The organism is Pseudomonas sp. Pseusp49, assembly GCF_059491875.1.
Genome location: NZ_CP168514.1, coordinates 1,488,278 through 1,503,617 on the forward strand (window position 1 = coordinate 1,488,278; position 15,340 = coordinate 1,503,617).

Consider the following 15,340-nt stretch of genomic DNA (forward strand, 5'->3'; position numbering starts at 1 on the left):
GGGCGTTTTAGGTGGGGAGAGGTGTTGCGCGGGGAAGTGGACTTCGATCGCGGGTATTGAGGCGTGGCGAAAAAAGATCGACCACTACACGGCAGCTCCTACAGGTGTACACATCACCCTGTAGGAGCTGCCGAAGGCTGCGATCTTTTGCTGTTAGAGAGTGAAGTCGCCTTCAGCCGCCAGCTCGCTCAACGGACGACGCGGGCTTGGTACTTCACGGGCCTGCAGGTACTCCGCCAGGCTGGCCTTGTCCCCCAGCTTGCCCACCGCGACGGCGGCGTGCAGGGCGTAGCCTTCAGGAATGTTCAGCTCCTTGCGGGTCAGTTCCTGGTCAAAGCCGGCCATGCCGTGGGTGTGCCAGCCGCTCAGGCTCGCTTGCAGGGCCAGGTGGCCCCAGGCGGAACCGGTGTCGAAGGTGTGCCACAGGGCCGGGGTTTCCTCGGTGGCGCCAGGCGCGACGAAGGTGGTTTTCGAAATCACGATCACCAGGGCCGAAGCATGTTGCGCCCAGCTGCGGTTGAATTCGTTCAGCAGTCCCAGGTAGCGCTCCCAGTTCGGCGTATCACGACGTGCGTAAAGGAAGCGCCAGGGTTGCGAGTTGTAGGCCGAGGGTGCCCAGCGCGCGGCTTCGAAGAAGCTCAGCAGGGTTTCCTCGGCAATGGCTTCGCCCGTGAAGGCGCGGGGCGACCAGCGATCGGTGAACTGAGGGTCAATGGTGTAATCGGCAACGCGTGGGTTGGCACTCATCAAGAGATTCCTTGCTACGTTTGAAAGTGGGAGCGACGAAAAACCCTACTTGGCAGCGCAGAAACTGACAAGCCCGTTCTACCGACAGTCGCCAATGCTTGGCCCACGGGGCTACGGGCACTAGACTGGCGGCCTTTTCACCACCTGATGTCGATGCTCGAACCATGGCCGCCAAAGTAGAACCGTTCTGGATACGCAAGACCCTCGATCAACTCGATCAGGAGGAATGGGAGTCGCTGTGCGACGGCTGTGGATTGTGCTGTCTGCAAAAGCTTGAAGACGAAGAAGACAACAGCGTCTATTACACGCGCATCGCCTGCAAACTGCTGGACCTGAAAACCTGCCAGTGCACGGATTATCCTAACCGTCGTGCCACTGTGCCGGACTGTATCCAGCTCACGCCGGGCAAGGCCGACGAATTCAAATGGCTGCCGCCGACGTGCGGCTATCGCCTGGTCAGCGAAGGCAAGGACCTGCCGTTGTGGCATCACCTTGTGTGCGGTGATCGCGATGCCGTGCATCACGAGCGGATTTCCCAGTCCGGGCGCATGCTCGCCGAAGGCAGCGTGCCGGAAGACGACTGGGAAGATCACCTGATTTTCCGCGCCGGCTGACTGCCAGAGGCTCAACCTTTCACGAAGGAGTGTGTATGGCTGTGGGATGGCGGCAGGCGTGGGGCGTTGGATTACTGGCCGTGAGTGCGCCCGTATGGGCAGCGAATAAGGTCGATCTGGATTATCACGTGCGCCTGTTGCCGCAGAGCGATCAAGCCGAAGTGCGCCTGACGCTCGCCCAAGGCTCGGCGGTACGCAGCCTGGATTTCGACCTTGGCGATGGCAGCCACTACAGCGATTTCAAGGCCGACGGCCAATGGCAATTGCCCCCTGGCAAAGCGGCGCGGGGTGTCTGGCGTCCAGCGGCCGACAAGGCCAGCCTGACGTATCGGGTGAGTATCAACCACGGGCGCAAGAACGGCAGCTTTGACACGCGCATGACGCCAAACTGGGCATTGATGCGCGGCGACGATCTGGTGCCGGCTGCCAGGCTCGATCAACAGGATGGCGTCGAGCTGGTTTCACGCCTTCAATTCGAGCTGCCCGGTGGCTGGAAAAGCGTTGAAACCGCGTGGCCACGGATCGGCCAGAACAAGTTCCGTATCGATAACCCTTCCAGACTGTTCGACCGGCCCACGGGCTGGATGCTCGCCGGCCAGCTTGGCAGCCGCCGGACTCGTCTGGGCGAGACTGAAGTCACCGTCGCCTCGCCGCTAGGGCAGGGCATGCGGCGTATGGATGTGCTGACGCTGCTGACCTTCGTCTGGCCGCAAGTGCAGGCGGTGTACCCGCGACACCCGGGCAAACTGTTGATCGTCGGGGCCAATGATCCGATGTGGCGTGGCAGCCGGTCGGCGCACGAGTCGATCTACCTCAACAGTCACCTGCCATTGGTCAGCGAAAGCGGCACCAGCGCCCTGGTCCGCGAGTTGGCCCAGGTGTTCGGACGGATCAACGGCACAAAGCGCAGTGACTGGATCGGCGAAGGCTTTGCCGAGTATTACGCCATCGAACTGGTGCGCCGGGCCGGCGGCATGAGCGATGAACGCTACGAGAGCCTGCACGGTAAACTGGTCAAGACCAGCCAGAAAGTCACCACGCTGCGCAGTGATCGGGTCAACCCGGTGCAGGTGGCCAGGGCGGTGGTGTTGCTGCAGGAGCTGGACCAGGAGATTCGCCTGAAAACCCACAACAAGCGTTCGCTGGATGATGTGTTGCGCGGGGCGATGCGGCTGGGGGATATCGATACCCAGGCGTTTGTTCAGCTCAGCGAGAGCGTGATAGGTGGGTCTTCAAAAGTGCTCAGTACCGAGTTGATTCAGTAACACCGTCATTCGCGAGCAAGCCCGCTCCCACAGGGGATCTGTGTCGTACACAAATCCCCTGTGGGAGCGGGCTTGCTCGCGAAGAGGCCGGTAGCCTCACCGAAACTGTTGGATCAAACCCCGGCTTTCGGCGACTTCAACGAATCATTACCCGTCACGGTTGCAGTTTTGGTCGCCGCCTCGGCATTGGCCTTCAACTGGCTCAGCTCCTCGCCAGCCCGCTGGATTTTCGCCCGCACGTTATCCATGTCCCGGCGGCTTTTCTCCAGCAGGCTTTTCGCCGAACTGTGGCCGGTAATGCCGCGCGCCAGGGCTACGCCGCCGATGGCCACCTGGATCAGGCCGAAGATCCCGCCACGACGCAGTCCCTTGCCCACCATCACCACGCCGCCGGCCAGGGAGCCGATGCGTTCCCAGCCCTGTACGTTCTGCTCGGAAGGGCTCTGGAAGGGGGTGGATTCGATACGCTCGACGCGTTTGAGTTCGCTCATGGTCTGTCTCCAGGCTTCAGTGATCGATAGTCCAGCTGACCGCCGGGGCGGGCAGCTCGTTCAATCGGATGTGCGGCGATTCAGCGGAATTTTGGTCCGGAGCGGGTATTGAGCCCCTTGGACATGCGGTCGTAGAGCACGACGTTGACCGTGGCGGCCAGGTTCATGCAACCGGTGGTCGGAATGTAGACCACGTCTTCGCACCAGTCGCGAATCTCCTTATCCAGCGAGCCGTCTTCCGGACCAAAGATGTAGAGCGCGCGATCCGGGTGGGTGTATTCCGGTAGAGGGCGGGCACCCTCAACCAGTTCCACGGCGACGGGCACACAATTGAGCGGCAGGATTTTCTTCAGGTCATCGATGCCGATCAGCGGGATGTCGTAGTGCACGCGCTTGGTATCGGTGACGAAGTCGGCGGCGCGTTCATAGCGCTTGCCGGTGTAGAACACCGACGCCACGCCATAACAGCCAGCGGCGCGCATCACCGAACCGACGTTCTCCGGTGACTTGGGGTTATACAAACCAATGCAGCTGTACCGTTTGTCTGCCACGAGCGGGGCGCCTTTCGGGAAAAAAGCGCGATTATACGGGGATTGGGCGGCAGTGGTCAGTTCGGAGATTGGCGGTGTAGCTAAGGCCGCCTTCGCGAGCAAGCCCGCTCCCACATTTGATCTGTGTGGGAGCGGGCTTGCTCGCGAAGAGGCCAGTTCAGGCACTGAAGATTTTCAATCTTCTTTTTTCATGAGACCCGCCAACGCCGCAAACGGGTTATGCGTGGCCTTGGCGATTTTCGGCGTGCTCAGCGAGCCTTCGTCGAAATACTGCTGGTCGGTATAGCGCGAGTGTTCGTTATCGTGGCAGTACAGGCACAACAGCTCCCAGTTCGAGCCGTCCTGCGGGTTGTTGTCGTGGTTGTGGTCGCGGTGGTGCACGGTCAGTTCACTCAGGCGCTTGCCGGAGAACTCACGGGCGCAGCGGCCACAGACGTGCGGATACATCTTCAGGGCCTTGTCGCGGTAGCCCATTTCCTTGTCGCGCTGGTTGTCGGCGAGGATGCGATCCAGCTTCGAAGTGTTGGTCGGGGTGGACGAACTCATGGGTTCACCTTTGTAGAAAGACTGATGACGGTTATAGGGTGAAGTTTAGCCTAGCCCTTGAGCTTCTCGGCAATCCAGATGGTGTGGCGGGTGCCCTTGTTGCCGTGGGCGAAGACCTGCACTTCCTCGGCCTTGAAGCCGGCTTTCTTCAGTTTGTCGGAAAATTGCCGATCGGCGCTGGCCGACCAGACCGCCAGTATGCCTTTGGGGCGCATGGCCTTGGCACAGGCGTTCAGGCCGGCGGCGGAGTACAGCCAGCTGTTGGCCTTCTGGGTCAGGCCTTCGGGGCCGTTGTCGACATCGAGCATGATGGCATCGAAGCCCTGGGGTTCGGCTTGCAGGACCTTGGCCACGTCTTCCATGCGAATCACCGTGCGCGGGTCGAGCAGCGGGTTGCCGGCCTTTTCGCCCAGCGGTCCACGGTTCCACTCAACCACACCAGGGACCAGCTCGGCGACCACCACTTCGGCGGTCTTGCCCAGGTGCTTGAGCGCCGAGGCAAGGGTGAATCCCATGCCCAGGCCGCCGATCAGCACCCGTGAATTCGGTCGGCCGGCGACTTTGCGGCAGGGGATCTCGGCCAGGGCATCCTCGGAGCCGTGCATGCGCGTGTTCATCAATTGTCCGCCGTCGCCACCCTGGATCTTGATGACGAAATCCTCGCCATATTCGAACAGGCACAGGGCACCGCCGTTTTCAGGAATGGGGGTGGTGTCCAGCAGAACGAAACGTTTCATGGGGCTCACTTGAAGAAAATTGGCAGAACTCGGGAGGGCAAACAGACGCAGTTGGGAGTAGCCTGTTCATGACGACAAGGCCAACGGAGCCATTGATGAAGCGCACCATTCTAACGGTCATTGCCCTGGCCGCGCTCTCGATAACTGCAGCGCAGGCCCAACAGTTGCAAACGATTCCCGTCAGCCCCGCGCCGATACCCGGTTCGCCCGGCACCGCCACGCCCACGCCTTACCCGCAAATCAGCCCGGCGCCCTTGCCGAAAGTCGGCCCCGGCAGTAGCGGGCCGCCGTTGGTGCCGATTGAAATGCCCAGCCCGCCAACCAAGGATCAGCCTGTGCCGGGAATCGAACCGAACCCGCCGAAAGTCAAATCACCGGGTGGCTAGACCTGCTGCGACAGCAATTGACCGTCGGCCATGCGCAGGCGTTTGGACAGGGAGACGGCGAGGGCACGGATGATCTTGGCGGCGATTTTCGGTGCATCGTTGAGCATCTTTTCCAGCGAATCCTTGCCCAGGTTGAGCAACTGGCAGTTACTGGCGGCCACGCAACTGGCCGAGCGCCGTTCGCCGTCGAGCACGGCCATTTCCCCGAACGAGCGGCCGCTGCGCAACGTGGCGATGGTGACTCGTTGCCCGTCAGCGGTGGTTTTCTGCACCGCCACCTGACCGGTATGGATGATGCACATGAAGCTGCCGGCATCGCCCTCCTGGAAGATCACCTCGCCCTGGGCAATGGTGCTGATACTGAAGTAGCCCGAGGCCGCGGCGAAGTCCGCCGGCAACAGTTGATTGAACAGGCCGCAATCCATCAGCCAGTCGCGAATTTCGTTGTTCAGAAAGGTTGATTCAGACATGTCGTCACGGTCTTTTGTTTGTCTGGTTCTATTCCAGGTTTGAAGCCACCGCCAATCCCTGTAGGAGCTGCCGCAGGCTGCGATCTTTTGATCTTGAAAAATCAAAGTCAAAAGATCGCAGCCTGCGGCAGCTCCTACAAGGGATTGGTGTTGTATCCGTGCGCAATCAAGGCCGGTTTATACCCAATACCTTGAACAAAAATGCATATTCGAGCGCTACGTCACGTAATCCCTGATACCGTCCGCTCATCCCGCCATGCCCGGCACCCAGTTCAGTCTTGAGCAGTAGCGGATTGCTGTCGGTCTTGGTCGCGCGCAGTTTCGCCACCCACTTGGCCGCTTCCCAGTACTGTACGCGGCTGTCGTTGTAACCGGCGATCACCAGGATCGCCGGATATGCTTGCGCAGTGACGTTTTCGTACGGTGCGTAGGCCTTGATCCGATCATAAACGTCCGGCTCTTCAGGGTTACCCCACTCGTCGTATTCCGTCACGGTCAATGGCAGGTCAGGGTCGAGCATGGTGTTGAGGACGTCGACGAACGGCACTTCGGCGATGGCGGCGCCAAACAGCTGCGGCCGTTGATTGAGCACCGCGCCGATCAGCAAGCCGCCAGCGCTGCCGCCGCTGATTGCCAACTGCGGTGCAGTGGTGAAGCCTTGGGCGATCAGGTGTTCGGCGCAGGCGATAAAGTCGCTGAAGGTGTTGTGCTTGTGCTCCTGCTTGCCGGCGCGATACCAGGCTTCCCCCAGTTCGCCGCCGCCACGCACGTGGGCAATGGCAAACGCCATGCCGCGATCCAGCAGGCTCAGGCGCGCATGGGAAAACCATGGGTCGAGGCTTTCGCCATAGGCGCCATAACCGTAGAGGTACAGCGGCACCGGTTTGCCGAGGTCGGTACGTTTGATCACCAGGCTGATGGGCACTTGCGTGCCGTCCGGCGCCGTGGCCCACAGGCGCTGGCTGATGTAGGCGTCGGCGTCGAACGGGCCGAGCACCGGGGTTTGCTTGAGGACTGTCTGTTCGCCGGTCGCCAGCTCGAGCTGGCGGATTTGCGCCGGACGGTTCAACGCTTCGTAGCGCAGGCGAATCCGCTCGCTTTCGAACTCCAGGCTGTTTTGCACGTGCAGGCTGTAGGCTGCATCCGGCAATTGCACGCGATAAGGCGCCAGGCCTTGTGGGTGTACTTCAATGACCGGCAAACCGCCAAGCCGCAGGCTGAGGGTCATGGCCCCGGTGTTCAGGCTGATGCCGTCGATCATCACCGTGTCGCTATGGGGGATCAGGTTCTGCCAGTCGGCTTCGGTGGGCGCGGCGCCGGTATCGACGGCCGTGTACAAGGCGAAATTGATGCCGTCGCGGTTGGTGCGGATGAACCAGGTCCATTGTCCGTCGAGTGCGCCGTGATCCACGTCGTACTCATGATCCTCAACCCGTGGCGCCAGGCAGGTAAACGCCTGCTGGGGCCGGGAGGCATCGAGGACCCAGACTTCGCTGGTGGTCTTGCTGCCCACAGACAGCAGCAGTTGCTGCTCGGAGCTTGAACGGTAGCAATGCATGAAGAAGCGACCGTCCGGCTCATGGAACACTTCTTCGGCCGCCGTGCCGTCCAGTCGATAGCGATACAGCTTGTGCGGGCGATGGGTGTCGTCCAGTTCGCCAAAGAACAGCGTCAGGCTGTCGTTGGCCCAGGTCATGCTGCCGTCGCAGTCCTGGAACTCCAGCTCGCTGACGCGGCCGTCGGACAATTCCTTCACGAACAGCGTGTAAATCTCGTCGCCACTGGAGTCGATGCTGTAGGCCAGGCGCTGATGGTCCGGGCTGATGCTGAACGCACCCAGGGAAAAGAAGCCGCCGTTGGCCAGTTCGTTGGGGTCCAGCAGCAGTTGTTCGCGGCTTTCGTCGAGGGTCAGGCTGTCATCGGCCGGACGCGGGCAGCGGTAGTGCCGGGCATACTCATCGCCTGCGGTGGTGCGGGTGTAGTACAGATACGGTCCCCAGGGCGAGGGCAGGGACAGGTCGGTCTCGAGAATCCGTCCCTTGATCTCCTCGAACAGGGTCTCGCGCAGCCCGGCCTGGTCGGCGGTTTGCGCCTCCTGATAGCTGTTTTCGGCTTTCAGATAGTCGAGTACTGCATCGGTGTCGCGCTCTTGCAGCCAGGCATACGGATCGGAGCCATCAGCCTTGTGGGCAATCGGAGCGTCGTGAATGTTGGCGGATAGGGGCATGAAGGACTCTCGAGCAAGGGGCTTGGCAACCTGTGGGAGCGGGCTTGTGTGGCGAGGGGGCTTGCCCCCGTTCGGCTGCGAAGCAGTCGTAAAACAGGTACCGCGTTATTGACTCAATATCGCAATGACTCGTTTTAGGGCCGCTTTGCGACCCAACGGGGGTAAGCCCCCTCGCCACACAAGCCCGCTCCCACATGGATAGCGCTCAACAGTCAGGCATTGATGCAGCCTGACGGGCGAAAAGCCGTTATCATAAGCGCCTCTTTGCCTGCCTTGCCATGGACACCATGACCGAGAACGACTATCTGATCGCTTGGGGCCTCTACGCCTTTGCCGCTTTGGGCTGCCTGTTGGTGTGGATGCGCTTGACCCGCTGGATGTGGCGTTGGCTGCGTGAGCCACTGCGGCTGCTGATGGTCGTGCTGCTGTTCAGCCCGACCATCATCGACCCGGTGAAGGACAAAGTCGCACCAGCCGTCGCCATTACCGCACTCGACCTGCTGTTCAAGGTCGGCAACAACGCCTGGCGGGCCATTTCCGATCTGTTCATGTACGGCATGATCGCATTCGGCCTTTATCTGGTGCTGGTGGCGATCCGTTTCCCCATCGAACGCGCCGCCAACGCCCGCAAGGAGCGTGAGGCTGCCACCAAAGCCGCCGTTCGTGCCGAAGAACCTGAGGATGATCAACCGTTTGGCGGTGCCGGCGATGATCGTTACGGTCGTCCGCCCGTGCCGAGCAATCCTCAGCGGATGCGAGTCGAACCCCGTCTGTAACCTTGCCCCTGCGATTGAGCGAGAGTCCGAACATGTGTGAGTTATTGGGCATGAGCGCCAATGTCCCGACCGATATCGTGTTCAGCTTTACCGGGCTGATGCAGCGCGGCGGCCGCACCGGCCCGCATCGCGATGGCTGGGGCATTGCCTTCTACGAAGGCCGTGGGCTCCGGCTGTTCCAGGACCCGGCGGCCAGCTGCGAGTCGGAAGTCGCCAACCTGGTGCAGCGCTATCCGATCAAGAGTGAAGTGGTGATCGGGCACATCCGCCAGGCCAACGTCGGCAAGGTCTGCCTGTCCAACACCCATCCGTTCGTCCGCGAGCTGTGGGGGCGCAACTGGTGTTTCGCCCATAACGGCCAGCTGGCGGATTTTCAGCCAACGGCCAGTTTCTACCGCCCCGTGGGCGATACCGACAGCGAAGCGGCATTCTGCGATTTGCTCAACCGTGTGCGTGCGGCGTTCCCCGAACCGGTCGAGGTCGAAGTGTTGCTGCCGGACCTGGTGGCCGCTTGCGCCGAGTACCGCAGCAAAGGCGTGTTCAACTGCCTGCTCAGCGACGGTGACTGGCTGTTCTGCTATTGCTCGACCAAACTGGCGCAGATCACCCGCCGCGCCCCCTTTGGCCCGGCGCGCCTGAAAGACGTCGACGTGATCGTCGACTTTCAGGCCGAAACCACACCCAACGATGTGGTCACCGTCATCGCCACCGAACCTTTGACCGAAAACGAAACCTGGACCCGCTACGAACCGGGTCAATGGAGCCTGTGGCGACGCGGCGAATGCGTCAGCCAGGGCACGACCGAATAAGGACTCCTTGCATGTTGCTCAGTTATCTACGGCTGGTGTTGTTTGCGGCGGGCTTGTTGATCGGTGTCCAGGTGCCGGGGTTCATCAACGATTACGCCAAGCGGGTCGAAGCCCATCTGATCGAGGCGCAAGCCGGGTTGAGCGGCTTCCAGAACACCGCCAACCAGTTCTTCAAGGGCGACATGCAGGCGCTGGTCGCGCATTACCGCGCCAGCGAGGACCCGATCTTTCGCAGCGATGCCGACAGCCTGAGCAACCTGCTGACCCGTCAACTGGCGTTGGATAAACAGTTCCAGGCGATGCAGGGGCCGTGGTACATCCGCTTCCTGCAAGTGGTGCTGGCCGCCGATCCGGACATCCGCAAGGAAACCTGGAACGGCTACAGCTACCAGATCCTGTTGACGCCCGAAGCGATGATCTGGGGCATGAGCGGCGCGTTGCTGCTGTCGTTCGGGATCGAGTGCCTGTTCCGGCTGATCGACTGGGTGGTGCTGGGCGGCAAACGCCTTCGCCAGAGCCGGCCGATCGAAGAGCGGGATTTGCGCGGGTTGTAACAGCGTGCGGTTCCTGTGGCGAGGGGGCTTGCCCCCGCTCGGCTGCGCAGCAGTCGTAGAATTGGTAGCCGCGGTTTACCTGAATGATTTGGTTGATGGGTATTGGGGCTGCTTCGCAACCCAACGGGGGCAAGCCCCCTCGCCACAGGATGCCATCAACTGGAGAGGGTGATGTAGCGCTCTCCCACTTTCCGCGCATACCCCTCCAGTACCTGCTGACACAACGCCACAATCTCCTCGACCCACTCCACACCCACCCGCCACGACACCACCACCTGCAAGTCGGGTGGTCGCTGATCGATGTCCAGCAGGGTCAACTCCCCCCGTGCCAGCTCTTCGGCCACCAGCACCGGCGGCAACGCGCCAATGCCAAATCCGTCGCGCAGCAGCCGGGTAATCGCCGACACCGAGTTCACGCAGTTCAGTCGCGGCGCCATCACGCCATTGGCCTGCATCAGGGCCAGCACTTCCTGGTGCGGATGGGAGTTTTTCGAATAGGTGATGATCCGCTCGCCCGCCAGGTCAGCGATGCCCGAGTACTCGCGGTTGTAGATGGAATTGCTGGCGACGATCCAGCCCATGGGGTGGCTGGCCAGTTCCAGGCTGCGCACGCTTTCCTGGCGCAGCAGGTCGGTTTGCAGGATCACGTCGAGAAAGCCTTTTTGCAGCTGATCGCAGAGGTTGAGCGAGGTATCGGCCACCAGCTCGATTTCCACCAGCGGGTAGTGATCGGTCATCTGCGCCACCAACGGGCTGAGCCAGGTATGGATCACCGTGTCCATCACGCCGATGCGCACCCGTCCGGCCTTGCTCGAACGGGTCTCGATCGACTGCTTGAGCGCCTGCATGGTGTCCAGCATCTGCTCGGCGTAATCGAGCACTTTGAGGCCTTCGGGCGTCAGGCTCACGCCGCGCGAATCACGCAGAAACAGCTTCACCCCAAGCTCGCCTTCAAGCACCGCAATTCGACTGGAGATCGAAGCCTGAGTGGTGAAGAGCTTGTCGGCGGTCAGGCGGAAACTCTTGAGTCGGGCGACCCAGACAAAGGTCTCGAGAAACTTCAGGTTCATGGGATAAAGATTTCTTATGTCTAAGGCGGGTTTTTATTAGTTGGACGCAGTGGGGGGGCGCGTCCAAAAATCGACGCATCCGGTTCCCACGATAGGCGTCGTCGGGGCTCAGAACAATACCAATAAAATCAGCGCGGAGATTTGCCATGAGTGCGCCCGACACCCCCGTCATCGCGAAAGCCACGGCTCGCCCGGGACCTTTCGACTGGTATCGCAACATCAATCAGCAGGAACGCCGCACCTTCTGGAGCTGCAAGATCGGCTATGGCCTGGACGGCATGGACACCCAGATGCTCAGCTTCGTGGTGCCGACCCTGATTGCCATGTGGGGCATTACCACCGGCCAGGCCGGGCTGATTCACACCAGTACCCTGATCGCCTCGGCCATCGGTGGCTGGGTCGCAGGGATTCTCTCCGACCGCATCGGTCGTGTACGCACCCTGCAACTGACCGTGTTGTGGTTTGCCTTCTTCACCTTCCTCTGCGGCTTTGCCCAGAGCTACGAGCAACTGCTGATTGCACGGACCCTGATGGGCTTCGGTTTCGGCGGCGAGTGGACGGCCGGCGCCGTGCTGATCGGTGAAGTGATCCGCGCCAAGGACCGCGGCAAGGCTGTGGGCATGGTGCAATCCGGCTGGGCGCTGGGTTGGGGGTTGACGGCGATCCTGTATGCGCTGCTGTTCTCGGTATTGCCACCGGAAGACGCCTGGCGCGCGCTGTTCATCCTTGGCATCGTGCCGGCGATTTTCGTGATTTTTGTCCGCCGTCTAGTCAAGGACCCGGAAATCTATCGTCAAGCCAAGGCCCGGCAGGAGCCGAGCAACCCGTCGAAGTTCTACGAGATCTTCGCCCCCGGCATGCTGTTCACCACGATTCGCGCTTCGTTGCTGACCACCGGCGCATTGGGCGGCTACTACGCCATCACGTCCTGGCTACCGACTTTCCTGAAAAACGAACGCGGTTTGAGCGTACTCAATACCAGCGGTTATCTGGCGATGGTGATCGTCGGCTCCTACGTGGGGTATGTCATCAGCGCTTATTTGACCGACATCCTCGGACGCAAGAAGAACTTCATCCTGTTCGCCGTCGGTTCGTTCACCATTGTCTTGCTGTACACGCAAATGCCGGTCAGCAACGGCGTGATGCTGTGGCTGGGCTTTCCGCTGGGCTTCTTCGCCTCGGGGATTTTCAGTGGCATGGGCGCATTCCTGACCGAGTTGTTCCCCACGCGCATTCGCGGTTCGGGCCAGGGTTTTTGCTACAACATCGGGCGTGCGCTGGCGGCGTTGTTCCCGCTGCTGATCGGCCTGCTCAGCCAGACCGTACCGCTGAGCGTGGGCATCGGTGCCTTCGCGGCGGTTTCCTACGGTGTGGTGATTCTGGCGGCCCTGAGCCTGCCGGAAACCCGTGGCAAGCAACTCGACGCCCAGTAACTGATAACCTGCGGGACTGTCCTACAGATATGTCCCGCAGCTGAAAAGAATAAAGCCTACAGGAGTGTTCAGTGTGAGCCGCCTGCTATTGAACTGCGACATCGGCGAGAGTTTCGGCAGCTGGACCATGGGTCTGGACGCCGAAATCATGCCCTTCATCGATTGCGCCAACATCGCCTGTGGTTTTCACGCCGGCGATCCGAGCATCATGCGCAAGACCGTCAGCCTGGCCCTCAGCCACGGTGTGCAAATCGGCGCGCATCCGGCCTATCAGGATCTGGTGGGCTTCGGCCGCCGCTCCATGGCCTATGCCACCCAGGAACTGCAAGACATCCTGCATTACCAGATCGGCGCCCTCGACGGCATCTGCCGGGCCCAGGGCGGCCGGGTCAGCTACGTCAAACCCCATGGTGCGATGTACAACGACATGATGGCCAACCCGGCGCAGCTGCGCGCCGTTTTGCAAGCGGTGGCGTCCTACGACCGCACGCTGCCATTGATGCTGATGGCGACCCGCGACAACAGCGCGGCCCAACAAATGGGCGATGAATACGGCGTGACGCTGTGGTTCGAGGCTTTTGCCGATCGCGCTTACGACAGCGCCGGCAGGCTGGTCTCGCGACAACTGCCGGGCGCGGTGCATCACGACCCGGAAACAATCATCGAACAGGCGCTGACCATTGCCCGTGGCGATCAGCTCACCGCCAGCGACGGCAGCGCCCTGCATTTGCAGGCCAACACCCTCTGCGTGCACGGCGACAACGCCAGTTCGGTCGCTGCCGTACAACGCATCCGTGAAGCCTTGAACCGGCAGAGTGCGTCATGAAGCTGCGGGTGGAAGTGGTGGCGCTGGATTGCCTGATGGTGCGCCTGTTCGATGAAATTGCCGAAAACAACATGCCATGGATGCTCGCGGCCAGTGAAAGTCTGCGCATGGCATTTGCCGGGCACCTGATCGATCTGGTGCCGTCCTACACCACATTGATGGTGCATTACGACCTGACGGCATTGAGCCCGAGCCAGGCACGGGAACTGATCGCCCAGGCGCTGATCGATCTGTCGCCCAATGCGCGTACTCGCGGTACCTGTCATGTGTTGCCGGTGTGGTACGACTTGAGCGTCGGACCGGAATTGACGCTGTTGTCGCAGCGCAGCGGATTGGCGGTGGAGGAGGTGATCCGCCGCCACAGTGAGCGTGAATATCAGGTGTTCGCCCTGGGTTTTGCACCGGGCTTCGCCTTCATGGGGCTGGTGGAAGAAGTGCTCGCTGCGCCGCGTCTGAACACGCCACGCAAGAAAGTCGCGGCCGGCAGTGTCGGCATCGCCGAGCGGCAAACGGCGGCTTACCCGGTGGTGTCGCCGGGCGGCTGGAACCTGATCGGCCGCACGCCGGCCAGATTGTTCGACCGCAACCGTGACGGCTACAGCCTGATGCAGCCCGGTGACACCGTACGGTTCGAAGCGGTCGGCCATGCCGAGTTCATTAACCTGGGGGGTGACGATACGCCTCTGGAGGCACAGGCATGAGCCGTCTGATAATTGAAGCGAGTACGCCGCTGTGCCTGTTGCAGGATGCCGGTCGATTCGGCGTGCGGCATCTGGGCGTGACCCAGGGCGGAGCAGCCGATTGGCGTTCGATGTCCTGGGCCAACTGGCTATTAGGCAACGGACTGGATGCACCGGTGATCGAAATCACCCTCGGCGGATTCACCGTGGTGGCTGAAGACGAATGCGTGCTGGCCTTGGCCGGAGCGGATCTTGGCGCGCGGGTGGACGGCGAGGCTTTGACCCCGTGGCGCAGTTTCAGGCTGCACAAAGGCCAGCGTTTGCAATTCACTCAGCCGCTGCTCGGAGCCCGGGCTTATCTGGCGGCGCCGGGCGGGTTTGATGCGCCGAAAGTGCTGGGCAGTAGCGCGACGGTGGTCCGGGAGGAACTCGGCGGGCTGGACGGCATGGGCCGAGCGCTGGATAAAGGGGCGAGCTTGAGCTATTCGGGCAACCCTGTGATGTTGCTGCGCGAATTGAGCGCAGACCAACGACCGGACCTGAACCTTGATGCGCCGTTGGACCTGGTCCTCGGAGCACAGATCGGCGAGTTCAGTGGGCAGAGCCTGTTCGATGCGTTCAACAGCGTATGGCACCTCGACAGCCGTGCCGACCGGATGGGTATTCGCCTGCTGGGTACGGCGCTGCAGTACCAGGGCAAGCCGATGATTTCCGAAGGCATTCCGTTGGGTGCCGTGCAGGTGCCGCCCGACGGGCAGCCGATTGTGTTGCTCAATGATCGGCAGACCATTGGTGGATATCCGCGTCTGGGGGCGTTGACGCCGTTGGCGCTGGCGCGGCTGGCGCAGTACTTGCCGGGGAAGGCGGTTCGACTCAAGCCCGTTGTGCAAGAGGTCGCGCATCGGGAACAGATCGAATATCTGCAACGTTTTAAAGTTTGAAGATCAAAAGATCGCAGCCTGCGGCAGCTCCTACAGGGATCGGTGTAGGAGCTGCCGCAGGCTGCGATCTTTTAGCTTTATCTGGACAGAAACCGCATCCCTTCTTCCAGCCCGCGAAGGGTCTGCGGGCGGTTCGACTCAAGCCCGTTGTGCAGGAAGTCGCGCATCGGGAGCAGATCGTGTAGCTGCAGCACTTTAAAGTTTGAGGATCAAAAGA

18 protein-coding genes are annotated in these 15,340 nt (G+C 61.4%); 10 read left to right on the plus strand and 8 right to left on the minus strand.

Translation table 11 applies throughout. The features are described from left to right. Nucleotides 1-153: 153 nt before the first annotated feature. A complete protein-coding gene (locus ACEN83_RS06580) occupies nt 154-747 on the minus strand; it encodes a nitroreductase family protein (RefSeq protein WP_116580259.1) in 594 nt (197 codons plus the stop codon). A gap of 164 nt (nt 748-911) precedes the next feature. Between ACEN83_RS06580 and ACEN83_RS06585 the strand changes: the two genes are divergently transcribed. Then, a complete protein-coding gene (locus tag ACEN83_RS06585) occupies nt 912-1,361 on the plus strand; it encodes a YcgN family cysteine cluster protein (protein WP_116580260.1) in 450 nt (149 codons plus the stop codon). A 35-nt stretch (nt 1,362-1,396) separates the two neighbouring features. Continuing rightward, complete coding sequence (locus ACEN83_RS06590) at nt 1,397-2,626, plus strand: hypothetical protein (protein ID WP_495579824.1); 1,230 nt, start codon at nt 1,397-1,399, stop codon at nt 2,624-2,626. A gap of 113 nt (nt 2,627-2,739) precedes the next feature. Here the strand turns inward: ACEN83_RS06590 and ACEN83_RS06595 are convergent, their stop codons facing one another. The 4 genes from ACEN83_RS06595 to ACEN83_RS06610 form a co-directional block, all read right to left on the minus strand. Continuing rightward, nucleotides 2,740-3,117, minus strand: coding sequence for a YgaP family membrane protein (locus tag ACEN83_RS06595; protein ID WP_116580262.1), 378 nt, complete (start codon nt 3,115-3,117; stop codon nt 2,740-2,742). A gap of 80 nt (nt 3,118-3,197) precedes the next feature. After that, entirely contained in the window at nt 3,198-3,668 is a 471-nt protein-coding gene (locus ACEN83_RS06600) for an RNA methyltransferase (RefSeq protein WP_007993783.1), read from the minus strand. 174 nt (nt 3,669-3,842) lie between these two features. Then, nucleotides 3,843-4,214, minus strand: a complete 372-nt coding sequence (locus ACEN83_RS06605; RefSeq protein WP_007898702.1) for a YajD family HNH nuclease — start codon at nt 4,212-4,214, stop codon at nt 3,843-3,845. Between the two features lie 50 nt (nt 4,215-4,264). Next, nucleotides 4,265-4,951, minus strand: a complete 687-nt coding sequence (locus ACEN83_RS06610; protein ID WP_007984802.1) for a spermidine synthase — start codon at nt 4,949-4,951, stop codon at nt 4,265-4,267. Nucleotides 4,952-5,046: 95 nt separating this feature from the next. Here ACEN83_RS06610 and ACEN83_RS06615 point away from each other — a divergent pair, with 95 nt between their 5' ends. Continuing rightward, a complete protein-coding gene (locus tag ACEN83_RS06615) occupies nt 5,047-5,337 on the plus strand; it encodes a hypothetical protein (protein ID WP_104450506.1) in 291 nt (96 codons plus the stop codon). On the opposite strand, the gene ACEN83_RS06620 is transcribed toward ACEN83_RS06615, so the two are convergent. Both ACEN83_RS06620 and ACEN83_RS06625 read right to left on the minus strand, forming a co-directional pair. Then, nucleotides 5,334-5,807 carry a cyclic nucleotide-binding domain-containing protein gene (locus ACEN83_RS06620; RefSeq protein ID WP_116580265.1) on the minus strand — a complete coding sequence of 158 codons (474 nt, stop codon included), beginning with the start codon at nt 5,805-5,807 and terminating at the stop codon, nt 5,334-5,336. The genes ACEN83_RS06615 and ACEN83_RS06620 overlap by 4 nt on opposite strands. Nucleotides 5,808-5,973: 166 nt before the next feature. After that, nucleotides 5,974-8,034, minus strand: a complete 2,061-nt coding sequence (locus ACEN83_RS06625) for a S9 family peptidase (protein WP_495579825.1) — start codon at nt 8,032-8,034, stop codon at nt 5,974-5,976. Nucleotides 8,035-8,312: 278 nt separating this feature from the next. Between ACEN83_RS06625 and ACEN83_RS06630 the strand changes: the two genes are divergently transcribed. From ACEN83_RS06630 to ACEN83_RS06640, 3 genes are read left to right on the plus strand one after another with little or no spacing between them, the layout of a single operon-like run. After that, nucleotides 8,313-8,810 carry an MFS transporter gene (locus ACEN83_RS06630; RefSeq protein WP_104450503.1) on the plus strand — a complete coding sequence of 166 codons (498 nt, stop codon included), beginning with the start codon at nt 8,313-8,315 and terminating at the stop codon, nt 8,808-8,810. A 32-nt stretch (nt 8,811-8,842) separates the two neighbouring features. After that, complete coding sequence (locus ACEN83_RS06635; protein ID WP_218501715.1) at nt 8,843-9,619, plus strand: class II glutamine amidotransferase; 777 nt, start codon at nt 8,843-8,845, stop codon at nt 9,617-9,619. An 11-nt stretch (nt 9,620-9,630) separates the two neighbouring features. Beyond that, nucleotides 9,631-10,173, plus strand: coding sequence for a DUF2937 family protein (locus tag ACEN83_RS06640; protein WP_007972421.1), 543 nt, complete (start codon nt 9,631-9,633; stop codon nt 10,171-10,173). Nucleotides 10,174-10,328: 155 nt separating this feature from the next. On the opposite strand, the gene ACEN83_RS06645 is transcribed toward ACEN83_RS06640, so the two are convergent. Then, nucleotides 10,329-11,243 carry a LysR family transcriptional regulator gene (locus ACEN83_RS06645; protein ID WP_116580268.1) on the minus strand — a complete coding sequence of 305 codons (915 nt, stop codon included), beginning with the start codon at nt 11,241-11,243 and terminating at the stop codon, nt 10,329-10,331. 146 nt (nt 11,244-11,389) lie between these two features. Between ACEN83_RS06645 and ACEN83_RS06650 the strand changes: the two genes are divergently transcribed. The 4 genes from ACEN83_RS06650 (at nt 11,390) to ACEN83_RS06665 (ending at nt 15,123) form a co-directional block, all read left to right on the plus strand. Then, nucleotides 11,390-12,676, plus strand: a complete 1,287-nt coding sequence (locus ACEN83_RS06650; protein ID WP_007972423.1) for an MFS transporter — start codon at nt 11,390-11,392, stop codon at nt 12,674-12,676. Nucleotides 12,677-12,749: 73 nt separating this feature from the next. Continuing rightward, complete coding sequence (locus ACEN83_RS06655; RefSeq protein WP_102698968.1) at nt 12,750-13,502, plus strand: 5-oxoprolinase subunit PxpA; 753 nt, start codon at nt 12,750-12,752, stop codon at nt 13,500-13,502. Next, complete coding sequence (locus ACEN83_RS06660; RefSeq protein WP_495579826.1) at nt 13,499-14,203, plus strand: 5-oxoprolinase subunit B family protein; 705 nt, start codon at nt 13,499-13,501, stop codon at nt 14,201-14,203. The genes ACEN83_RS06655 and ACEN83_RS06660 overlap by 4 nt, the downstream gene beginning before the upstream one ends. After that, on the plus strand, nt 14,200-15,123 hold the full coding sequence (locus tag ACEN83_RS06665; RefSeq protein WP_495579827.1) for a 5-oxoprolinase subunit C family protein: 924 nt from the start codon (nt 14,200-14,202) through the stop codon (nt 15,121-15,123). The genes ACEN83_RS06660 and ACEN83_RS06665 overlap by 4 nt, the downstream gene beginning before the upstream one ends. Nucleotides 15,124-15,340 lie beyond the last annotated feature (217 nt).